Source organism: Candidatus Anaplasma sp. TIGMIC (assembly GCF_028204095.1).
Taxonomy (GTDB): domain Bacteria; phylum Pseudomonadota; class Alphaproteobacteria; order Rickettsiales; family Anaplasmataceae; genus Anaplasma.
Window position 1 is genome coordinate 1 of sequence record NZ_JAQLOH010000014.1, and the last position, 24,534, is coordinate 24,534.

General features: G+C 44.7%; 12 protein-coding genes and 1 tRNA gene. 7 read left to right on the top strand and 6 right to left on the bottom strand.

Going from position 1 to position 24,534, the window contains the following annotated elements:
• Positions 1–741 precede the first annotated feature (741 nt).
• From prfB to gatA, 3 genes are all read right to left on the bottom strand, one after another.
• A protein-coding gene (gene prfB / locus PGW94_RS02330) for a peptide chain release factor 2 (RefSeq protein ID WP_410519519.1) occupies positions 742–1,828 on the bottom strand; the annotation gives its coding sequence in 2 pieces (ribosomal slippage) (positions 742–1,800 and positions 1,802–1,828; 1,086 coding nt in all).
• Positions 1,829–2,057: 229 nt separating this feature from the next.
• Positions 2,058–2,810, bottom strand: a complete 753-nt coding sequence (locus PGW94_RS02335; RefSeq protein ID WP_271758246.1) for a YebC/PmpR family DNA-binding transcriptional regulator — start codon at positions 2,808–2,810, stop codon at positions 2,058–2,060.
• A 1,020-nt stretch (positions 2,811–3,830) separates the two neighbouring features.
• A complete protein-coding gene (gatA, locus tag PGW94_RS02340) occupies positions 3,831–5,306 on the bottom strand; it encodes an Asp-tRNA(Asn)/Glu-tRNA(Gln) amidotransferase subunit GatA (RefSeq protein WP_271758248.1) in 1,476 nt (491 codons plus the stop codon).
• A 519-nt stretch (positions 5,307–5,825) separates the two neighbouring features.
• On the opposite strand from gatA, the gene PGW94_RS02345 reads away from it, so the two are divergent.
• The 6 genes from PGW94_RS02345 to PGW94_RS02370 all read left to right on the top strand — a co-directional run bounded on the left by PGW94_RS02345 (position 5,826) and on the right by PGW94_RS02370 (position 15,784).
• The gene (locus tag PGW94_RS02345; RefSeq protein WP_271758250.1) at positions 5,826–7,121 is read left to right on the top strand and encodes a bifunctional folylpolyglutamate synthase/dihydrofolate synthase; all 1,296 of its coding nucleotides are present in this window, start codon (positions 5,826–5,828) and stop codon (positions 7,119–7,121) included.
• 238 nt (positions 7,122–7,359) lie between these two features.
• On the top strand, positions 7,360–8,262 hold the full coding sequence (hemC, locus tag PGW94_RS02350) for a hydroxymethylbilane synthase (protein ID WP_271758252.1): 903 nt from the start codon (positions 7,360–7,362) through the stop codon (positions 8,260–8,262).
• Positions 8,237–9,148, top strand: a complete 912-nt coding sequence (gene murB, locus PGW94_RS02355; protein WP_271758254.1) for a UDP-N-acetylmuramate dehydrogenase — start codon at positions 8,237–8,239, stop codon at positions 9,146–9,148. Before hemC ends, murB begins: the two co-directional genes overlap by 26 nt.
• A gap of 628 nt (positions 9,149–9,776) precedes the next feature.
• On the top strand, positions 9,777–14,456 hold the full coding sequence (locus PGW94_RS02360; protein WP_271758257.1) for an ankyrin repeat domain-containing protein: 4,680 nt from the start codon (positions 9,777–9,779) through the stop codon (positions 14,454–14,456).
• A 383-nt stretch (positions 14,457–14,839) separates the two neighbouring features.
• Positions 14,840–14,998 (top strand): hypothetical protein, encoded by a 159-nt coding sequence (locus PGW94_RS02365; RefSeq protein ID WP_271758259.1) that lies wholly within the window; start codon positions 14,840–14,842, stop codon positions 14,996–14,998.
• Between the two features lie 713 nt (positions 14,999–15,711).
• Positions 15,712–15,784: transfer RNA gene (locus PGW94_RS02370), tRNA-Met, on the top strand.
• Positions 15,785–16,574: 790 nt separating this feature from the next.
• Here PGW94_RS02370 and PGW94_RS02375 read toward each other — a convergent pair.
• Entirely contained in the window at positions 16,575–17,162 is a 588-nt protein-coding gene (locus PGW94_RS02375) for a hypothetical protein (RefSeq protein ID WP_271758261.1), read from the bottom strand.
• Positions 17,163–17,231: 69 nt separating this feature from the next.
• The gene (gene recO / locus PGW94_RS02380) at positions 17,232–17,969 is read right to left on the bottom strand and encodes a DNA repair protein RecO (protein WP_271758263.1); all 738 of its coding nucleotides are present in this window, start codon (positions 17,967–17,969) and stop codon (positions 17,232–17,234) included.
• Positions 17,970–18,210: 241 nt separating this feature from the next.
• Between recO and argS the strand changes: the two genes are divergently transcribed.
• Positions 18,211–19,953, top strand: a complete 1,743-nt coding sequence (argS, locus tag PGW94_RS02385) for an arginine--tRNA ligase (RefSeq protein ID WP_271758265.1) — start codon at positions 18,211–18,213, stop codon at positions 19,951–19,953.
• Positions 19,954–20,473: 520 nt separating this feature from the next.
• On the opposite strand, the gene PGW94_RS02390 is transcribed toward argS, so the two are convergent.
• The gene (locus PGW94_RS02390; protein WP_271758267.1) at positions 20,474–22,870 is read right to left on the bottom strand and encodes a hypothetical protein; all 2,397 of its coding nucleotides are present in this window, start codon (positions 22,868–22,870) and stop codon (positions 20,474–20,476) included.
• Positions 22,871–24,534 lie beyond the last annotated feature (1,664 nt).

Here is a 24,534-nt window from a genome sequence, read left to right on the forward strand (position 1 = left end):
CCTGGTTGCCTGGTTGCCTGGTTGCCTGGTTGCCTGGTTGCCTGGTTGCCTGGTTAATGGTCTGGTGACGCTTATTTAGGGTTAAACTGCTTTTTCCAGTGCAAAGGGGGACAGGTGCATTTTTTGCGTGTTCCGAATGATTATGGACGGTGCCCATGTGTAATAAGGCACAAAATTATTCCATACCCGGCGTAGAACATGTCCGCGCGTTGTTGACGAGTTTTTTCGCAATCACACACTATGTTTTTTCAAGTAGAGAGTACTGTATTAGCCAGGGCTAAGCGATAACTGCTGTTAGCCCATTTACATACGCTATTATGAATTTACGCAAATCCCTTTATGCTATGCAGGATTACGAATAGTCGCTGACGTGGTTGAAGCGTGGCGTATATTGCGTTTTTAAGGCTGTGATACACAGTAGCAAAATTAACCGCGCACTCCCTTGGTTTTCTTTGCAAGGGTTTTGGAACAGCCATGTTGTAATACTGGGGCGCTCACTGCTCACGAGTTCCATTGAGTTTTAATTTCTGTACTGTCCGTTATGCCAAGGTTCTTCTCTCGAAGTTTGTGGGTTATAGCTTAGCTGTGCACAAACAAAACACTGGCGTTCACGTGCTCAGTTTCCACTCAACTGCATGAGCTCTGGTATTGTTTCCAATTGCACTGGTGATAGATCGCGTGTTGTCGTAAGTAGATAGCTTGCGTACATGAAATAGTGCAGGGCGCTTTTTTATAAGCAAACTACTTTCTATCGCCTCCACGAGAATCATGGACAATAGCTGCAGTTATGAATGGATCAAGGTCTCCGTCCATAACCGCATCTACATTGCCTGTCTCAAACCCAGTTCTCAAGTCTTTGACCATGCGGTACGGATGCAGAACGTACGACCTAATTTGGTGCCCCCAACCTATTGCACACTTGTTCTGATGATCGTCAGCCATCTTTTTTTCACGCTCTTGTAATTCCAACTCGTAAAGGCGGCTTTTTAGTAGGGAAAATGCTTCTGCGCGATTCTGGTGCTGCGAGCGACTCGTTTGACACTGCACCACCATACCAGAAGGTATATGGGTTATGCGTACGGCACTTTCGGTTTTGTTTACGTGCTGCCCACCCGCACCCGATGCTCTGTATGTGTCTACTCTAAGATCTTTCTCGAGAATTTTAATGTCAATCTCGTGGTTCACTATAGGCGAAACCTCTACGCTGGCGAAACTGGTATGCCGCTTTCCAGCAGAATCAAACGGAGATATGCGAACCAGGCGATGTATACCGCTTTCAGTCTTAGCCCACCCATAAGCGCCTTCCCCATTCATTTTCAGGGTAACGGCTTTGAGCCCGGCCTCCTCTCCATCAACCGAATCGACGGTTTCGACACTAAAACTGTGGTGTGACTCTGCCCATCGTGTATACATGCGTAGGAGCATACATACCCAGTCATTACTTTCTGTCCCACCAGCGCCGGAACGTATTGTTAAAAAGCACCCACTTGAATCAGCTTCCCCACGGAACATGCACTCAGTTTTCCTTCGTGCAACGCGCAATTTGAGATTAGCATAATCCTCGGCAATTGCGGACAGAAAGCCAGTGTCACCATCTTCTAGCTCAATTAGTTCCACCAAATCTCTGTATTCTCTTTCCAGCTTACGGAAAGACTCAACCATTTCGACTTTTTTAGCCCGCTCACTTAGCAGTTTTTTTGCGTTGTCGGCATCATCCCATAAGGACGGGGAGGAACACCTCTTATCGAGATCCTCTAGACACGCCTCAAGACCACCAATGTCAAAGACACCTCGCAATGTACGCTATGTCATCAGCAACTAGTGACATATCTTCGAAAATCACTGACCTTCCATGCATACAAGAGAACCCGCACAACAGAATAACATAGCGTGAAGCTACGCTTTATTAGACATCAACCTATTGAAAACCACGAACAATAAAACCAAGCACAACAAAAGCTTGAACATAAATACCATAGCTAGGCAACCAGCCGAATATAGCAGATAGACGATAAAAAAGCAAGCCACAAAAGGTGTTACCGCCACTAACTAATTGTTTAGATTGTACTAACCTGAAGCTCGAAATCTCCCTCAACGTGCTGTACATCGTCATTATCTTCTAGGTCGTTAACAAAATTCAAAACCTTGTCTACAGCTTCTTGAGTGGACAAATGCACGCGTTGTTTTGGCCTCCAGGACAACCTTGCTACGAGCCCATCAGAGAACTTTTCATACAGGCCATCCCTGATCTTACCGAAGTCCTCAACCTTGCATATAACACTGTACGTCTTTTCCTGACCATCATCATGTTCTTCAAGGTCTATAGCCCCTAAGCTTGTTGCCTCATCAAAAATTACGTCGAAGCTCTCAACCTGTTCGGAGCCGTATACTACCAACCCAACATGGTCAAAGAGGTAGCTTACACTGCCCTTTTCTCCAAGTTTACCGCCATGCCGGGAAAATATATGCCTGAGTTCACCAGCGGTTCTATTTCGATTATTACTCAGGGCTTGTACAATAATAGCAGTGCCGGCAGGGCCGTAACCTTCATACGTGACCTTTTCATAGCTATCATCAGCCTCGTTACCCTGTGCACTTTTTATCGCAGCCTCTATACGATCCTTTGGCAGATTCATAGCCTTTGCTGAGGCTATAGCGGACCTAAGCCCCGGGTTAAGCTCGGGCACAGGAGAGCCACTCCTTGCGGCGACGATTATCTCCTTCCGCAACTTCGTAAACAGCTTAGAACGCTTAGCATCCTGAGCACCCTTCCTATGCTTTATATTTGCAAACTGCGAATGACCAGCCACAACCAATCCTGCAACGTATACACAACATGCGAAAAAACACTGACAGTCTAAGACTTATGCTCCGTAGATGCAATACTATTTAGACCGGGTCAGTGATACAAGTATCCTTCCGTTGTTCCATACACGACAGCACACAGTGGTTTTGTTAGCGGGCACGCGACTTAAAGAGGCTGATATGTGTGTGAGGATTTAGCGGCTGTCAGCTGCATTTTATAGATTGTTCTTATCATTTCCAATATGGGATACGAAATATGCTGAGCGACAGGATGCCATCTGACCTAGCAAAAGCTTATAGAGATGGATGCATATATATATCGTAAGGTGGCCATATCTAAGCGGAGTCTTACAATGTCGTAGCGGTTTATGATGCGATGTAGGACTCACATATGCGCATATCGAATGCACGAATTTTTATGTGGGAGGCATTACGATAGGTCTTGTCTTAACAAACAATTACATTCCTTTTAATAGGGCACTTCAGGTGACATACAAGGGAAAAAAATCACTGTGTGTCTTGTTAATCGGAGCGATGTGGCGGTTATTTTGCTGCATAATCAATGCATGGGCTATTGTGTAAATTTTATAATTCGTAAAAAACCGCTATGACGGCGAATTTTGCCGTGTGTTGTTAGGCAAGTTAGCCAATTTTCAGTGTGGGCATTTTGGGAAGTCATTTTTGTGCAAAGGATTTCTCGGTGAGCGTTACGGGCACGATGTGTGGAAAATGTGCCATCTGATCGGGCTGGCGCTGGTTCTTTAATATTGGGTAAGGGGGACCGCTCCCGGGCAAATACATACGAAGGTAACATACTATACGGAATTACAAGCTTTGAGCATTTGCTCTAGTGAGTAACTTCTGATGACCTGTTCAAAATGGCATGTGCTGCGATGTTCCAGTAAAACTTTCTGCTGGTATTTCCAATGTGCCGTTTATCCCACAGTCGCCACGCACTTTAAGTACTGCACCAGCATATGCGTCGTTTTGCGGGTGCTTCCTTATGCAGTGTTTACCGAGCAACCTCAAAAGCCATGTAGGTGTTTTAGCAAATCGCCAGAATTCTTGTGTATGATGGCAGCAACATTCAAAATACCTCCCTCGTCATAGTGCTTGCCTATGACCTGAACCGACATAGGCAATCCGCGACTCGACAAGGAAGACGGAACGGATATTGCAGGCAGCCCCGCTAAACTAGCTGGCACCGTGAAAATATCGCAATAGTATCGGTCTAAGGTTCCAAGCTCTTCTCTCAAACCCACAGAATTCCTTGGGGTCGTTAGTGCAAGTATGTAATCTACCTTTTTAAAGGCCTCATCAAAATCCTGCATAACACATTGTCGCACTTTCTGTGATTTTTCATAGTATGCCTCATAGCATCCAAAAGACAGCGCGTATCCCCCTATGAGTATTCTTCGCTTTACTTCCTCCCCAAAATTGAGGCTTCTTGTAAGCTCGTACATGTCATCCACGGTTTCTGCTTCGGCGCGTGCTCCGTATCTAACACCATCGTAGCGAGCCAGATTGGACGAAGCCTCAGACGAAGCCACCACGTAGTACACAGGTAGCGCATACTTTGTATGGGGTAAACTTATATCAATAATTTCAGCCCCGCAGTCCCGCAAATGCCCCATACATTTGTTCAGCATTGCTGATGCATCTTCTTTTTCCTTATTGTCGGGAACAATGTACTCTTTCGCGATACCAATGCGCTTACCCTTAATATCGTAGGTGATACTCTCCATAAAATTGGGAACGTCAACGCTTGATGATGTGGAGTCCTTTTGATCATATCCGCACATTGACTGTAGCATCATTGCGGCATCCTCAACTGTTCGGGTAAGTACTCCAGCTTGGTCGAGCGAGCTTGCAAAGGCTATCATTCCCCATCTGGAACACCTGCCATAAGTTGGTTTTGCCCCTACTATGCCGCACAGTGCAGCAGGCTGTCTTACTGAGCCACCGGTGTCACTCCCAGTGGCTGCAATACACAATAGCCCAGATACAGCGGCACTGGAGCCGCCTGACGACCCCCCAGGGGTAAGTTCTTCATTATTCGCGCCTTTCCAGGGATTTTTTACCGGCCCAAAACAGCTATAACTATTAGCAGAGCCCATAGCAAACTCATCCATATTTAGTTTGCCCAGCATTACTGCTCCGTCGTTCCACAGATTATGGGTTACTGTTGATTCGTATGTTGGTACGAAATTCTGCAATATTTTTGAGCAAGCCGTTGTACGGACCCCTTTGGTGCAGAAGAGATCTTTGACTCCTATCGGCATACCTGCGAGAGGGCCTATGGGCTCACCTTTTAATAGTAGCTCATCAATTTTCTTTGCTCTTTCTAGGGCTAGCTCCGGTGTTTTTGTAACGAAAGCATTCAGCTGCTCGCTTTCCATTCGTTCTATGTAAGCACCCACTAGCTCAGAAGCGGAAAATTCCCCCTTTTTCATACATCTATGTGCTTCAAGCATCGAAAGTTTGAGAAGTTCTTCCTTCATAAAAGACGAGCCAAAACTATGCTAAATCGTGATGGGAGGTTAACATACTTTCATGGCAAGGCAACCGATTTAGTAGGGACGCATGCAAAGACCTGCTTCCAACTTGCGAACACATACTAAAAGCGAAACACCACTGTTTAGAAGTAAGTAACTTGAGCAAGTGAGTATCACTAAATGCATCAGTTTTTTAGTGCTCGATAAAGGATTTCTCGGAGATATCGTAGACTTTGTCGCTAGCCACATTGTGGTAGGCGATACATTACGCCATACTTTTGCCGTAGTGGGGCGTTAATTGTACCCATTTTAAATATGCAGCCAAGGAAATTGATCCCACTGTGACGGCCACTATTGCCATACATAAGCATATAAGCACGTTTTTTATGGTGTGGTATGTTGGTACTTGAAAGGGAGCTTGTATTTCCGTAGAATCCTGGGGTACGCTGCACATGTCGCGTCATCACGCAGGGTGCGACTTTGGGGCTGAGTACCGATGTTGTTTGTGATTTGTGGCTATGAGATATGGTATATATGCCACACTGGCCGAAGGTTTTGGAGGTCAAGCCTGAGCGTCCAACTCTAGACAGGATGAGGGAGATTCTGGCAAGGCTTGGTGATCCCGAAAAGCGTATGCCACCTGTTATTCACGTTGCTGGCACTAATGGTAAAGGCTCGACAATAGCCTTTTTGTATCACATTCTGAAAGCGTCAGGTCTACGAGTACATGTCTATACTTCGCCACACTTGCTTGAGTTTAACGAAAGGATTGTGCTTAACGGGACCAAAATCGCAGACTCCTACTTGTACGAGATTCTAGAAGAGTGTAGGGTTTGTGTTGAAGATCTTACGGTGACATTTTTTGAGGCAACGACTGCTGCCGCTTTCCTAGCCTTTTCAAGAGTTGATGCCGATATAGTTCTTGTTGAGGTGGGCATGGGAGGCAGGCTAGATGCTACTAATATCGTCACTCCGATACTGACTGTGATTACATCTATATCCCTTGACCATACAAGTTTTCTTGGAAACACAGTGGAGCTAATAGCGGGAGAAAAGTCGGGGATATTAAAGGAAGGAGTTACCTGTGTACTTGCAGCACAGAAGTTTGAATCCGCTAAAAGAACGGTTGAGTTCCATGCAGCGGAGAATCGTGCCCCTATATATAGGCATGGCGATGAGTGGTCCTGTAAAAAGGATGAAGGCAGTTTGGTATTTCGCAGTTCTGAAGAATATGTCTTCCCGCTTCCATCGCTTGCGGGGGAGCATCAGGTATACAACGCGGGTAATGCTATAGCTGCATGCAGTGTGCTTACGGGAAAGTTTGGCTATGACATATGCCATGAGGACATGGAAAAGGGGATTGAGAGCACGGTATGGCCAGCTCGACTTGAAAGGATAACTTCTGGAGCTCTCTATAGGATGCTACCAGAGCATTGGAAATTATTTTTGGACGGTGCACATAATCCAGCTGGGGCTGAGGCCTTGAGTGATTGGATAGGAACGCACATGAAGCATGAGGATGTATACGTCATAATAGGAATGACAAAAGAAAAGGACTGTAAGGAGTTTTTATCGCATCTGAAAAAGCACATAAGATATTTGTGTGCTGTTTGTGTCAAGGCAGAGTACAGGGCGCAGCCTGCGGAGGATATTATGAGAGATGCGGTATCCTTAGGTATATCTGCTTCTGCAGAAGAAGACATAAGGTCTTCAATAGACAAGATCATTAGCATTGGAGATACAAGCTACGACTCGACTATATTGGTTTGTGGATCTTTGTTTTTGGCGGGAGACTTGGCTCGTGAGAGTTTGTGTGATTAGTGTTGAAGATTGTGGTGCTGCAAGTGGCACGTAGGTAGGGCATCTGTCTCGCGCAGAGCTTTTGGTATTATAAGGCCTTATCCTCAAACACGGCTCTGTCACACCGGTAATCATAGATTGTGTTATAGCCTCAGTAGTACACAGGTTTTGCCAATCTTGGCTTAATTTGCTACATATACGGTGGCTTGTATGAATAAATGGCAGGCTACGCTGTGCCATAGCTGTAGTGGGTGACGTTGTGGTTGTAAGAATAGGGACAAGAGGTAGCGCGCTTGCGTTGGCCCAAGCGAAGTTCGTAAGGGATGCGATCCACGCATCTTTTCCAGAGCTATCCTCATGTATCATAACTATCAAGACTTCAGGTGATGCTATTACGGATGTTCCCCTGTACGAGATAGGTGGCAAAGGCCTATTCATCAAGGAGATAGAAGAAGCGCTTTTGGGTAATGTGATAGACATTGCTGTTCACTCTGCTAAAGATGTTCCTGGTCAATATGCTCAAGATTTGGACATTCCCTGTGTACTTCCGAGGGGTTCTGCTCGTGATGTTTTTATATCTTCAAAGTATACGGATATCAGTTCATTACCCATTAAGGCCAAGATAGGCACTTCTTCTGTGCGCCGCAAAGTGCAATTGTTGGCTGTTAGGCCCGATTTGGAAATTGTGCCGTTGAGAGGTAACATAGACACCAGGATATCCAAAATGCATGATGGAGTGTGTGATGGAATAATTCTGGCCGAAGCTGGCATAGATCGAATAGCAAGAAGGGACTTGATACGGGAGATATTATCTCCGGATATCATGCTGGGAGCAGTGGGCCAGGGGGCAATATGTGTGCAGTGTCGCAAATACGACAGAAATATGCGAAGAATTTTACAGAGGCTGAACTGTCATAGATCATATACCACAGTACTGGCGGAGCGAAGTTTCCTAAAGGCTGTTGAGGGAGATTGCAACACTCCTATGGCGGCTATGGCCAGGTATATAAGTGCTGATATCATCATTATGAAGTGTATGTTGTCTGATGGTGATGGTAACGTGGTATTTACGGAACGGGTTTTTGAGGAAGAAAATGCGGAAAAATCTGGATATGAAATGGGGGTAGTACTGAAACATGAGTTACACCTTCACGGGTTATAAGCTACCCAAGGTTTTGGGGGCATATAAAAAGAGCGTGAAAATGCACAGTATGACTTGGACGGGAGTAGGCGGAGTGGCGCCTCTTATGTTTAAGCCGCAGGATGCTGAGGATTTGGCGGAGTTCTTGCGATGTACGTCATTCTCAGTTAAAGCATTGGGCGCGGGTTCAAATGTAATCATCAGAGATGGTGTTGTAGACAAAGTTATAATAAAACTTGGCCGCGAGTTTGCAGATATGACCTGTGATGGCAATACGATAACTGTGGGTTGCGCGGCAGCTCTTACTGAGCTTGTTGCGTTTGCGCGTGAGAATTCCTTAACAGGGTTTGAGTTTTGTGTTGGCATACCAGGCACTGTAGGGGGAGCAGTTGCTACGAATGTGAGTGCGTATGACAAAGATATTGCTTCTGTTTTGCACTCAGTTCGCGCTGTAAATGAGTACGGTGAAATCTGCACCTTATCCAAAGACGACATGGAGTATTCATATCGCAGGCATGGTTTGTGTGGGGAATGGATTTTTGTTGAGGCTACATTTGTGGGCCAACCTGCAGAATTAAGCTCTATAAAAAGTACGATGAGTGAATTAGTGCTCAGGAGAAACGCTTCTCAGCCTATATACACGGGAAAGGTCATTGGGTACGTTTTCAAGAATCCCGAGGATAACAAGGAGGCTAGGGTTTTGATAGAAGAAGCGGGGTGTAGAGGCATGCAGCGTGGTAACGCAATTATTTCGGAGAAGCACTGTAACTTCATAGAGAATATAGGAGGAGCAACTGCCAGCGAAATAGAGGATTTGGGCCATGAAGTGAGGCGACTTGTAGAGGAGAAGTTTGGTATCACCCTCGAATGGAACATAGAATTCCTGGGTGCACGCGTCGTGAAATAGCGAAGCTTCTAAGTATAGAGGAATACTTTGTCTTTTGTAGCATGTATTAGGGCCACGCATCATCTAAGAATTAGAATGCAGTTCCCTATGCAGACGCCCAGCGGTCGGTTTTGTGGCACGATGCTAATGCGCATATAGTGTCATAGGAGACAACGAATACTGGGTGCTGGTTTTGTAAATCCAGGAAAGTGTTCTGCGAACTAGTGGTGGTTTATTTAGATTATATGATTCCGCAGTGTTTGAGCAGAGTGAGCCAAGAAATTTTGCTAAATTGGCCATAGTAGCGTTTATTTGTTTTACGGATTTGGCTATAGAGCGCTTAGTCTGTTCAATGACGTAGGTTTTATATTTTTACTGATTTCTGAGGTCTTCCTATGCGACTTCAGTAATAGGCGTATATTCCCACAGGAAGACAATTTTCCGCATATAACTAAGGGTATATGTTTATGAATATTATGCTAATTTTAAGAAGAAATTAATAATTCAAAGGCTACGCTATTACTCAAACTACTCCACAAGAGCTCTCAAAATAACCTACTGCAAAAGGCAAGACGTAGGTGTCTGCAAGGCAGATGGGAGCAAGTGCAAATTCACTGTACGTCATTTGATTATTAAAGAGGCCACAACAATGGGCACGAAAGTATCACGCGAATATATAGACATGCAGATTAAGAACGCCGTAGATGCGGTTGCTGCAAAGAATATCAGAAGATTTGAGTTGGCACTTAGCAGGATACCAACAAAAAGTATCAATAACACCATAGATAAGAGTGGAAGGACCCTAATGCACATGGCTGCTATTGCTAATGATCCAGCATTTTATGCATGTGCGGAGAAGTATGGCTGTGCATATGGTATACCAGATGCTAGTGGCATTACCCCAGGGCAAGCTAGGAATAAGGTAGTGATGGCTTGTCAAAAGTGGGTCAATGAGAATTTTTCCCAGAGTGATGTGGCATACAGCTGTGCAAAGGAGATCTCTGACCATATAGAGAAGGGAGATTTTTACGAAGCTACAGCAATTTCGTTGCTAATGCCCAAGGGTATGATTGACACTTCTATAGATGAGAAGGGTAACACCGTAATGCACAAAGCGTGCGGAGTTGGTGCTGACCCAGGTATTCTCGGAATACTTGTTGCAGTTGGGGGCTCAGTCGGAGTACGCAATATAGATGGGGATACGCCTCTTCATGTGGTAGCGGGATCAAAGCATGCAAATGCTGAAGATAACGCAAAGATTTTGCGCGATGCAGCGTCCAGTAGTGAGCTAAATGCGGTGAACTTCGCTGGGGACACAGCTCTGCATGTTGCTGTAAAGCAGGCTAGCGTTAATGTTTCGGGCGCACTTCTTGGCCCACGTACTGTTATTTCAGCTAGTGATAGGAATGGCGAAAACGCCCTAGGAACAGTCTGTAAGACATGGTCCAGCAAGGACATAGAGATTTTCTTGAGTAAGGCGCGTGCTGCAGTTGAACCTGGAAAAAATGGTACGGTTGGCTATACCACTGCGATCTTTTCACCTGATAAGGATGGCCATACACCTCTTTCTCATATTGCCAGTAGAGGTCTGCCATGTTCTACGCGTGTCTTTAAGGAGAGCATGAGAGATGCTGACAGAGATTTGGGTCGTGCTCCTAGCGTCAGAGAAGCTGTTACAGGGGAAGGTGGTGAGACCCTTTCCGTTTTGCATATAGCGTGCTCAAGCCGTGACAAAGCTACGGTAGAACTTGCAAAGGAGGTCATAGGCGAAGCTTACCACAGGTATGGTACGAAAGCGTTTGATGAGCTTGACTTTGATGGTAAAGCGCCTGTTCATATTGCGGCAACTTTGTCAACTCCCGAGATCTTTGAAGAAGTTCTTAGATCTTCTTCTGCGGAAGTAATAAATGCTGGAGTCGGCAGCGACCAAAGTAACTTATACCATATTCTCGTAGATAGCGATTTGCGCACTAAAGATAGAGATCAAAAGCTTGAGGCTGTCTTTAGGAGCGGTAAAGATAATGCGGCAATAAATGAGCCATCACCTGTCACAGGGGAGACACCTCTTGTGAGTGCCTACAAAAAGGGCAAAAGAAGTGCATGTGACAAAATCCTGTGGAGCAGCCACGTAGACGTTAACGCTGCTAGCAAGGATGGCCTAACCATTGTGCACCATGCCGCTGCTAAAGGTGACACAAAGTTCTTGAAAGATATCATTGCAAGGAAAAACAGAGGATTTGATCCTGTCAGGAAGAGGGACAGTAAGGGAGTCACTCCAGTAACGTACATAATACGTGAGTATAAGGGTAAGGTTAAAAATTCCGAGAAGGTGCTTGACCTGCTTGTTCCCGGAGAGCCAAGTATAGATGTACTGGCGGTAGAGTCTGCTAGATGTGGATCAAAGAATCTAGTTAAGTCCTTCGCTAAACGTGGCGTAAAAATAAAGGGTGAATTACGATCTCCTGAGGGTATTAAAACAGGTCTTGTAAAAGAGGCCCTTAGAGGTGGGCATCCTGAGCTTGCTGTGTACTTGGTAAGCAAGCACGTAAGAGTTAACGTGGGAGAGGAGCCCACTTTGACCGTGGGCTTCGAGAGCCAATGCTTTAGTGGAAGGCAAGGAACTGACCGTTTGCAAAATCTCCTTCGTGCAGGTGCCGAAGTTAATGTTAGACCGGGCTCTTCGAAGACTAGCCCTCTAGAAGCTGCGATAACTAATCCTGAGGCGAGGAGCGGAAAGGTTAATATGAAGGCGGTTAAGCTGCTTGTTTCTAAAGGGGCAGATGTAAACCACTCCTCTGGGCTTATTGGCGATACTCCGCTGCACAAAGCTGTTGAGGCTGGCGAACGTAAGGTCATCAAATATCTTTTGAGCCGAGGTGCTGCTCCTGTTCGTAGTAACAAGTTGGGTGACACTTTCACTCATGTAGCGGCAAGGAAAGGTGATGTTGAGCTGTTCAAGTATTGTGTGAAGAGGTACCCAGAGGGTATATTGCACGCGAACAGAATCAATGCTGAAACAGTGCTTCATATGGCTTGTCAGTCTGACAAGGTTAGCGAGAAAGGTTTAATGGAGATGCTGAAAACAGCTCGTGGTGCTTTGAGCGACTCGGACTTCAAGGGTTTGATCAATGCTCAGATGTATTACAATGGTGAGACTGTTCTTCACTTTGCTTCTTCAAGGGGCTACGGTAAGATGTGTAAGTACCTCATGGCCCATGGTGCAGATCGCACTCTCGTAAATGACAAAGGCTTCACGGCTGGTGATGTAGCAGATTTAACACTCAGTAAGCGTACGCTTTTCGAGAGAATTAGGTTTAAGCCTTCTGTTATGAAAACTCTCTACGACGGAGTGTTAGCATTCTCAGAAAGATCAGAAAAGAAGTATGAGCGTAGGAGTGATGTAGAGGTTACAAGGCTTGGTACTGTGTATGTTGGTGACCCAGCAAGGGCTAAGTCCCTTGCGGCTCCAAGCCCAGATATACAACAGAGCGATTACTATGATGACACGATAAATCACGATTGCTTGGATGTGTCGCCGTACGCATCTATAGACGAATTGTCGGCGATGTCTGGGATCAGCAATTACGAATCGGAAACTGAACTGGGTTCTGAGGTGTCGTCATACGCAAATCTTGATGGTGTTAGTGCGGACTCTGAACAAGGACGTGAGCTCAAAGGAAAGCTTAGCCGTCGTGCAAGCGATGGTATATATGAGAACGTGGTTATTCCGAGTGCAAACAATGACGTGTCTCTTGCGAGCGATGCAAGTAGCCATATATACGAGAATGTACAGAGAATACGCAGGGATGCACCCTCTAGTGACCGCGAAGGCGTTGATAGAGATCCTATAATAAGGCCAGCAGCTCCTTCTCCTGATAGTGTTCCACAGGCACAAGAGCCTATAACACAGGCATCCAAGAAGGGTGAGTATACCCGTGCGGGCAATGATAATCGGGGTATTAGAAGGCATTCAGTGCGCACCGAGGTATCAATGAATATTGGTGTACCGGATGTAGCGGCTCCAGACTACGGACAGTCCAAAGCCAGTGCTGCAGAAGTCAGTAATGACACTGTTGTTGCGCGTGAGGATGCGCCGGCGAAGCAGCCTGCTAGCAAGGACAGTAAGCCTCAGGTGCGTCGCACTGAAGCGACCGTGAACCTCGATGTTCCAAGTACACGTGCAGCTAAGGAGCGAATAGTGCCAGATGAGATTGCTTCTGCACAGAGCGAGCCAGAGTATGCAACGGTGACAAAGCGTAAGTTCACTGCTAAGGGTGAGGATAGGAGCGAAAGCAAGCCTTCACTGCATGCTGAAGAGGCTATGGATGTTAAGGATTCACCAGATGTTGCTGATGCTGCAGACGATTTGACTTATGCTTCTTTCGGCGATGGCACACTGCGTAGTAGCAGCAGGGATGATTTGGATCTTGATGTTGGTAGAATTGAAGATACCGAGTATGCGGAGATCAAGGGCAAAGGAGCTGCTCCTAGTGCGGATTCAGTTGGTGATAGTGAGCGTGAAATCGTACATAAGGGCAAGATTGAGCGCACAGTACCTAATAGACATGCTCCTGACGAAGGTGATAAGGCATCAGAGCAGGCTTTGAGTAGTGATACCGATAGCCGGCAGTTTGATTCTGTCGCAAGACATGGTAAAGGTGCAGCAGGGGATGAGATTCTCCTCAATAAGCTCAATGCCATGGATAGACGTGCTCTTGGTGAAGTTAGTACCGAGGGGCATGCTGCGGACATAGCGCATGTACATGCAAAAGAATTAGCGCCGCCGTTGCCGCCGCGGAATAATGATCTTTCCATGATGCACGGAGAGAATGCTGTTGCTCAGAAGGAGCGTTCTTCTGATGCGAGGAGTAACTTTATGAGTAACTTAAAGGGCTATCTTGCGTCACAGAAGGACAAGCTTCGCAAGGTTGAGACCAAAATAAGCGCTAACCTGGGCGGTAGTTCCATAATGAATAGTCTATCTGAGGCTATTAGCGGAATGAAAGGCATTCTTGCTGAGAGAAGAAGAGAGTATGAAGATCGCGACGAAGATGAGCTTTCATCTTGGGATGAGGAAGAAGAGCGTGAATTTCCTCCATCTGGATATTCATCTGTAAGTTCGTCTATCAGTCCTCTGAACTCTGAGACCGAGGAAGAATGTGGTGCAGACAGGTCTGATAATAACAAAAAGTGCCTGGAGGCGTCTAAGGACAGCGGCCTTGATTCGTGCAGCATAGACGCTGATGATGCACCAACAACCGGCAGCAATGTTGCAAAGCTCATGAATCAGAGAAATCGAAGCGGCGGCAACATGGGTGTATGCCGGTAATAAAGCCGAGAGCAACCACGCACCAGCCAGAGTACTTTACTGTGCAAGGCACGGTAAAGTACTCTACCCATTTCCATAAAATAAGTTGAGTATATCGCTCGACGGTGTGTGCGCAGTACCGTGGTATCGGGACATGCCCTGTACCACGCGTACATCCTAGTAGATAATTTTCTTTCCTCACCGACGTGCTTGTGAAAGCACTTTCCAAATTTTATGTACCGAGGCATTTCTTGTTTTATTACTGTGACATTGTACGTTGCAGAGGTATTTTTATGATGTGCTGCCGTATTTAATAAAGGTCATGTTGATACAGCATTGTCTGCTGCGCATATTTTTTGCGCAAGCTGTTGAAAAATGTGCTGCTCCCGCGTAGGGGAGACCTGATGGAATGTCTTGTTCAGTCTTTGATTAGGCTTAGGGCTGTGTTGGGTGTTTTTTTCCACGGACTGTGGCAAAGAGTTCTTAAAGTGAACAGCTACGACTTCATGAGCATTTTTCCCAAAATTGTTCTCAGAAGTTCCTTCCATAGCCCAAGGAATTAGAAAAGACCTGGTATCGTTCGGCACAAAGTGAGGAGTGCATTTCATGCTATCTAGTCTGTCTGGTAGTGTTCCAGCTATGGTTCTTGGGTGTTTTACTAAAATCGTTGTCTCGGGAATAACTTAAAGTAACGCGTAATGCTAACTGCGGTATTGTTTTGTGACAGATAGGAAATATAGCAAAGTTGCATACAAAAATTGCGGTACAGTTTGTTGGACATCTGACACGCAAATGCATTGTTCTTAACTACGGCAGTAAGACGGGATACGTAAAAAAGAGTTTTATAAATTATTGCGTTGCTCGCTGACGCCAGGGCTAAACCGGTGCAGAAACCTTATTTCGGTTTCCGTTATAGAAATAAACACCGTGATATTTGAGCATCGGTATGTATCGCTAATAATGTTCTGTTCCAAAAATCATCCGTTTACGGATTACAGTAAATCCCTTTGTAGTTTTACTGTCCGCAGACAAGGTAGTATTCCAGCTCACGTAATCGATGAGTGCGACGTGTTTAAACAGCACTTTATATCGGAACGGAGCGCCTGGAATTAGTGTTGCCTTGAGAAGGTGATCAAGCCTTATAGTTTTATGATGCGTAGTTAGGTTTGCAGGTTCATAGGTTACTCGTGTGGGCTAATATTTAGGTATTTATAAGGGATAACGAATTTTTATATTTAAACTCTTGCAACGCTCCTTAGAATTTGATACCTTCTCTTGCGGGGTAGAGCAGGTGGTAGCTCGTCAGGCTCATAACCTGAAGGTCGGTGGTTCGACTCCATTCCCCGCAACGTGTTTCTGTGCTTAGTTTCATGGTTTTTTGGACTGCGCGGTTAGGCCCCTTAGGCTGTGGGGCGCGTTTTGCTCTGCATCTTTTCCGTTTCTTGTGAGTGTTTTTGGTTCCGCAATTCGGTTCTGAGTGGTCTTTGACAGCTCGCTGTATTTTTCTGTGTAAAACTGTTGGTTATATTCCGCGGCAGCCGGCTGAGACTTCCTGATGTGTTGCCATTGGCTAGTCAAATGGCGGTCATTCCTGCTTGAAATCAACCAGCCGTGCAAGTTCTTGCATGGTTCAAATTTAAACAAGATCATTGTGTTTTTAATATGGGGCGGCAACCCAATTAATTCTTGTGTGGGATCCAAGGCAACCTTGTGGCATGGAAAAAGAATGCAATGTGCATTTTCTTGGAATACGGTAGGGAAAGACTGTGCCTCCTTGCTGTAAAGCTACAGTGATTTCCTCATTTCGTGCACGGTCAGTGGACATACCCACTTATCAGATGAGTGCACTCCTATTTTGTTTTCTACAAAAGCCAAATTCAGTGACGAATCTGGTAGTGTGGTCTGTGGAGTTAAAAAGCAGATGCGATTTCTATGATTCCGGAGAAGGGATCACATTTGTTATTTGCTATGAGAGAAAAAAATTGCCACGATGTGAAGATTTATGGTCCGGTGGAAAGGTTACCTATCGGTTGCGGTTTTGCGATTCCAGCAAGTTACTTGCACTCATACACTTCTTTCGCAGGCACGATTGGCAATCTTCTGAAAATTCAATAAACACCTGTTCTGAGAATAAGTGTTTCACATTCCCCGTCCTGTATCGTGGTCGTGAGAATCTGGTGATGGAGAAGGGGAATAGTCGTAGTGTGCACCTCTTTCTCCGCCTGCATACTGCACATCCTCAAGCCCATGTGCTGCTCTGCCTATTGTTTCATCCGTATGTGGGTACTGGTCAAAGTGCCAAGGGTCATATATGCTCGGGTCATCTCTGCCATCAAAGAGCCTCTCGTCTGAGTCACCGCCGGCATCTACTGCGCCATCGCCACCCATCATATCATCACCACCGCCTTCGCCTCCTTGCATTGATTCAAAAAGTATAGGAAATCCAAAGGCCAATGAGGTTTTTGATGGACTAAAAATGCTGAACTGCGCCGGTAGGTTTGCTCCTAGAGTGAGAACAGCTTTATCGAGGTTTGCACACATGTTGCCCACAACGTCACTTTTTAGGGCCTCTGCAGGAGTTGCCAAGACTGCATTCATAACCGCTAAGGCAGACCTGCTGTTTTCGTCATCGTCACCCATACGATCATGTGTGGCATTCAACAATGACTGAACGCTTGCTAGGTTTGGGCCCATAGCGGCATCACCGCCTGCACCAGGCTTCTGCATAACAACCTCTAAGTAAAAACACAAAATGCCAGAGTATTCTATCATCTACCATGGAATGATGAATATTTTTTAAAGGGAAACCTTTGAAAATAACAATGCTCCCATTGTTTTCCTCTGTGCCACGAAGTTAGCATCTTCTGAGAGTAGATGTCTATGTAAGAAAAATCCCAAGATACGTAGGCAAACAGCGAATTCTCGTGACGTACACCTCTCAACGGAAATCCCTCTATTTAAGTCGCGCAGTATACCAGGTAGTGGGAACAACATGTGCCTGTATTGCGCGCCAGCTTTTTCGGATATAGCACGCCCGGTCTTGGGAGAAATAAATTGTAGGTTCTCAGTTGAATTGTAAACTGCACACTTTGATAAATCCAATGCAAATCCCAGCTGTGATAACACCTCAAGCTCAAGCTTTAAATACTTGCTGTACCAATGTTTACCAGTTTCTGCTGCATCTGCAAATTCAACCAGGTAGTCGTAAAGAGAAGGATGGGCGTAATTAGTGGGTATTGATTTGTATATGGTAGCAGTGATCGATGATAGACATAAGAGCTTTGATCTGTCTTGGAAGTACGAATAAAATGACGAGGACAAAACTTCGTAGGAAGAAAAGTACCCTAAATTGTTGACGAGGCGAGCCCTCCAAGTTACTGAGATCCTGTCACCAATTTGCAGTGATTGCTTTTTGCTGCAGCGTCTGATGAGACCATTGTAAAGCCCGTGGTTACGTGTAAACACAGACAGTATAACGCGAGTGTCACCGTAAGGTGACATATTTACTACCATACCGTGATCTTGCCATTGCATATATACGCATATTCCCACATGTGGTTCTGTTTAGTGTTAAGTGTGAGCAAATGAGTGTCAAGACCATTTGTCACGGTCTCCACAGCTACGATGCCGTACAATGTGTGTTTGTTACTTAATGTGACACTTGGCTTGTTGTCTTGAAAACCGCAGCACGTTTCGTCTCTGAGGCCTTACGCCTTTCATTGCATTGCAAATGGTATATACTTTGTGCAGTAATCGAAAGTATAGGTAAGACAGTATGTCTTTGGACGGTGATGTTGATGTGTTTGGCTATTTCCGCGATGTGCTTATACAAAAGATTCAAACATTATGGCAAGAGGAGAACTATATTCCTGAAACGTTGCTACAGAAAATTATAGTTGGCGCTCCTGCGCAATCCCAGCACGGTGATGTGTACACAAATGCTGCATTAATACTCGGAAAGTTCAAGAAGATGAATCCAATGGATATAGCGAGCGCTCTGCGTGATTCCTTGATAGGTGTTAGTGGAGTGCAGAGCGTTACTGTAGCTTCTCCGGGGTTCGTGAATATCAGCTGCCTTCCCAGTGTATGGCATGGGGTGATAAAGGGTATAAACAAACTAGGGCGCGACTACGGACGTGTTAATGTCGGTAATGGTACTAAAGTAAATGTGGAATTCGTATCTGCTAACCCTACGGGCCCTATGCATATTGGTCATGCGAGAGGTGCGGTTCTTGGGGACGTGCTGTCAAATCTTCTGGAATGGGTGGGCTACGACGTCACAAGGGAATACTACATTAATGATGCTGGAAGCCAGATACAAACCTTGGTTTCTTCAGTTCTCTTGAGATACAGAGAAGCGCTCGGTGAGGAGATTACTATCGGCGATGGGATGTATCCTGGTGAATACTTAAAGCCGATAGCTGAGAATTTGGTTAAAGAATACGGTAAGACACTACTTGATTCGACGGACAAGGAAGAAATAATTAGGACCTTTACTCTCGAATACATATTGGGGCTTATAAAAGATGACTTGGGACGGATGGGAGTAAAGCACGATGTTTTTATTTCTGAGTATAAGCTGCAGCGTGAAAACGTAATTGAAGAGTGTGTTGCGTCTTTAAAACGCAAGGGAGTAATATACAATGGGTCACTTGAGAAACCCAAGGGGATTGAGGATAATGAAGAGTGGAAGCAGCGCGTTCAGATGCTCTTTCGTTCAACGGATTTTGGTGATGATTCTGACAGAGCACTGCAAAAGGAAGATGGCACGTGGACATACTTTGCAGGAGATATAGGGTATCATTTTAACAAGATAACCAGAGGATTTGACCGCATGGTTATTGTTCTAGGCTTTGACCATAAAGGCTATGTTTCAAGGATAAAGGCTGCGGTCAACGCACTGAGTGATGGTAAGTCAACAATAGATGCCAAGCTTTATAACATGGTCAATTTCTTGGAAAATGGTGTCCCTGTGAAGATGTCAAAAAGACGTGGCGAGTTTCTTACTGTCAGAGATGTAATAGATGAAGTTGGCAAGGATGTTACAAGGTTTATGATGCTCACGCGAAAAAACGATGCGGTCCTGGATTTTGACTTTGCCAAGGCGAGGGAAGAGTCAAAGGACAGTCCTATCTTTTACATACAATATGCTCATGCGAGAGTTAGATCAATTGTGCGAAATTGCCCAAAGATATTGCCGATAGAAGAAGTAGATTTCTCCAAAGCGTCTACTGAACATGAACTTTCCCTAGCAAGATTGCTGTCTATGTGGCCAGAAGTTGTGAGATCATCTTCGTGTAACTACGAACCACACCACATAACGTTCTATCTTATGGAAGTGGCTGAGGCTTTTCACACGCTTTGGAGCTATGGCAATAGGGATGTCAATATGCGATTCATAGTTGAAGGGGACATACATACCACTTCTGCCAGGCTTTACATAGCTATGGCTACGGCAATAGTTATAGCCTCAGGTCTGACTATTTTCTCTATTACTCCTGTTGAGGAAATGAGGTAAAACATTTTTTATGGCACGTAATATTTTCTTGATGGGACGTTACTCTATGTTTGCCGGCAAGTGATAGTAGGGCTGTTTAGTAAGTTCAAAAACAGTCTAAATGTGTTGTTTTCTTAGGAAACATCTTTATATAGTTATGGCTACCCGCGCGTATTCAGGTGGCTAGGTATTGTCAAGGTGCGGTATGATGCGATTTTGCGTCACAGCAGGTCGAAAGACTAATTTTTGTGATGTAGTCACTGTATATAGTACTAACAAATATATTTGGTGAATGTGTTTTGGTATGAGATCTATTGATCCCTGATAAAGGCTTACATACTTTGTTATAGTTTCTCATCGGGGTAACTGCGATTCTTATTCTCCACATCTATTTTGAGCTAGGATCCCACCATATATTTGCAGTGTGTATAGCCTGATAATTCATTTTGGATAAAACAGAAACAGTATATTACGGGTTCATGTAGTGTGGTCGTGTTGTTCACCATGGTGAGCAACACGACCTGCGCGTCACAAAATGCCTTCAAGCAGTTACCCCTACCGCTTCCATACATACCGGTACGGATACCGCATCCAAAATACTTCCTGATGGTACATTTTCTATGGCTTCTGCCCCATACCCTGGCACAGAAACCTGCGATGAGCAGGCCACAACAGATTGTGATCCCTGTGATGTGCCTTGATCAACTGTAACGCCTGGTTCATGTGCCGGCAGAGCTATTTCGTTGCCAGTAGGTAAGAGTGCAGCGCCCTCACAAAATGCGCATTTATTTTTTCTAGCGGAAGTATCTACGCTCATTACATAACTCTTTCGCTCTTCAACAGTTGTTTGCACACATGCAAACACGAGTAGTATTACGTTTTGCGTAACCAACATTCCTGCTACCCATATTGGTACCAGTGAGGCAAATGCTGCATATACTGACCCTGTCGCAAAAAATACGGCAACCGCGCCCGTTGCACACCATCTTTCCCACTCTACTACGGACATGGACGACCTTCTTGATAGCGTCTGTGTAATTTCAGCCCTTTCCCGTGTACTTAGGTCTGCAAGTTTATACTGATTTTTATCGGTAAAAGAGCATAGACCGGAACTTACTGTTTGGGAGTTTGTCTGTACACTTGATTCACTGCCGCGGTCTGGACCCGAGACATACTTGTGTAAGTGTTTGTCAATTGTTTCAAAGAACCTTGTCGGAATTGCAGTATTATCTTGCTCAGTAGCGGTTCCTGAAGCTACACATCCTGACACTTTAAGGAAATCTGCAGCAGAGAATATTTCTTTATCAGGATCATACATGAGTTTTGTATAGTAATGTGCAGCCTGCGCAAGTCTCTCGTTTTGGAAAAATCTCTCGATATTGTTTACCCTTGGTAAAATACTTTCGTAGGCGATGGTGGAAAAGTGATCATCATGTAGAATGGCTCCAGGAAGCTCCCTGCACGATTTTGATAAAATTTCCCTCTTGGCAGTTTTTGCAAACTCTTCACTTCGCATTAATGCGCAAATCTCGTGTAAATGTGTGACAAAGGCATCCCAATCCGGATTGGGTACCATTTCACGCACCGAAGAGAATAGTTGTCGAATGTCAGATAAAATCGCAGTATTCAGCGCATCAGTAGTGTCTTCAGAAGCACCAGCATTGAAAAATGGGTGATCTGCGATTACTTTGCCATTTTCTAGATTGGTAAATACTGGCTTGCCTTCGTGCAATAAAACTTCCTCTCCGCTTATTTTCGCCCCGGGATATAATATGAGTGTAGCGGCCATAATACGCTCAATTCCGTGGTTGCTGTTATCAATGATGGGTTTTTCCTCACGATATATGTCAGGAATGTATATGCCGGACACCAAGGCGGGTGCGCCGTTACCCAGCTCGGTTATAAGAGTTAGCACATCGTCGCTTGATAAGTTCGTACAGTCAATTCTATCAATAAATAATTTGTGTATTGAAATACTTAGCTTCGGACTATAGTGCATGAGCTGATTTATACAGGCTGTTGCAGCAGTTACAAGGAAGCTTTTTTGTTCGGGAAATGCATTCAGCTCTGGTGATGAGCATGATACAAGACACGTTAGTAAGGTATTAAAAAGCCTCTTGTTTCGTTGCAAAGCATCTGCCATTGCGGTCTTCAAAACGCGTTTTGTTATTATAGAATCTTGAAGCATTTGTGCTCGCAACTCGTTCAAGAATTCAGAGTAGTCATATTTACGTATGCAAGAATGCAGATTTTGATTTTTAAGCATTAGTGACATTATCAACGAGCAGCCATTCTCAGGGAACGCTGCATAGCGCTCCGCTTCATACACAAACGAAGTGTACAGCAGCCTCAAGGCACTGTCATATTCCCGAAGCTTATAATTAGTAGTTTCATATGCGCTGGTATATAACATGTCACATGCGCGTAGCGTTAGTTTGTGAGCAGCTTTATCTAGTATATCTTCGCTGCGTTTGCGTAATGTTGTGGAGTTTTCAGCTTTGTGATTACTGCAAATTCTCTTTATCTCGGTACGACGTTCTGCTACGTGATTGCCCATCGTTGTGCAGTCTATACGTAACGTTGAGCTGAACACTGTCTTCATGCAAGATTCGTTCAAAAAAGTATGTGCGCTATTATCGCGTACCAATAGCTGATATAGAGGGTCGCAAATGAATGCGTACATTGTTTCAGCGCCAAGCATAACATTCGAGCGTCGACTTAAATGTTGTGATGCCAAGCTTGAAAATGAATACAAATTCCCGAACTTTGTTTTTGCCAGCGATTTTAATGCATTCTCATATTCATCATAAGTCATTGGTTGGGTTGTGTTATTACCATTCTGGCCGTTATGATTTGTCGAAATCGTTTTTGCACTTTTACCCTTAACAATCGCCGTGTCTCTAGACGTTCCCTTTGAAACAGCTGATCCCCATGTCATATAGTCTCATTCTTTATTTTGTTTACCAAATGTTAGCATTTCTTAGGAAAAAGTATGCAAAATTTACAAATTATCTTGCAATCTCTCTTTAGCCTAGTATCCCATTATGTGTATAACACTGGTTGCGTGAGCTAGAGTGCCCTAGGAGGGAAGTCACGTGCCCGTGCAGCAATATTGGATTTATCCTGATGAATTAAGAGTAGTACATGAGTGCAATTTTAGGTGAGGTGCGGTACTAACGCCCGCTTCATATTACATTGTGCCACTTAAAATATTATGCGTCGCGGACTAAGCGATGCAGCGTGAGATTTATGCGTAAAATACGCGGAAGACAGCCAGAGATTATCCTTCTTTCTGGTTCTTTCAAATATGGTCTTGCGGCAATATACACCTGGCGCCGCAAGATCGGTACACGTGTCGAAATAGGGCTCTGAGGGGCGAATAGTAATCCGTGCATGATATAGGTACGCCAAATACACTAGGGGATGAAATCAATTAAATTCGAGTATTTATATGCTTCCACGCATCCATGCATCTACGCGGAAGTAGCCTGTCCATTATTACACAAAGACGTAGACCGAGCTCTGATCCCTATTTAGTCAAACTGCGCATTCGGGCTTTTCAGGTTTACCAAATACTTCACGGAGGCATTTACCTAATGGCAGCGGATATGTATCGCGAGGCTAAGAAGGCAATAATGTCTAAAGTGTAATGCTGCCAGCTTTAGACGAATACACGAGTCTTATCAAGGGTTTATGTTACATCAGCCACAGCTGAGCAAACAATACTTTTGTCCTGAAAGTTAGAAATAATACGGTCCAAAAATATTATTCTTCATCCATCTGTTCGCTAGGGCACGTTGTGTGGGCAGAGACTGCAAATCTGCTTTCGAGTAGGGCATTAATATACAGATCCCTCATCTTTCACAGCGAAAACTTACTGCGTCACATTTCCAGAAATGCATATTTCGTTTTTAATTTTAACAGTAGTGCATTACATGCAACAGGCTATATAGGCTTCATAAGACTGTATGCGTTACAAATTAACCCATAAAGCCAGTGTTAACAGTCTTAATTCTCAAACTTTTAGCACGCATACTAAACCCTGCAACGTGCCAGGCTAAGCATTGTCACGTTCGCGGTTATGTATCCGCATTTACGTGTGCATAACAGCTGCAGACGGGGAGGATTTTTCTCAAAAACATATCGCTTAAAGAGATAAGTACCTACTTACTCTAGCCACAACGCCATAATACCGTACTATCTAAGATCCCCATTTTGGTACACATTGTATATTCTGTATCCAGACCATATTCTTCTTCGACATTAGAGACATGTACTTCGCAATGTAGCCCATTCTCTCTAGTCAGATATTACACAGATGTATACAGCCTTCAAATCTCTATATGACGCGCAATTGGACCTTCTTGATTAAGCACAGCACGGTTACTTTTGGAGAACAGCAGATCTCGCTATCACACATTCCTTTCTGGCATAACGCAGCGGCCACTCTCCAAACACAGAGTCCGCCATAGTGTCTCCATCTACGTACAGCCAATAACCTGAACAGCAAGCTCTACAAATGCATGCCTGTGCACAATCTTATCAGAGGCTTGTTTCTACGAACAATGTCCCAATGTGAGAGAGAACAAACCACTTATCCGT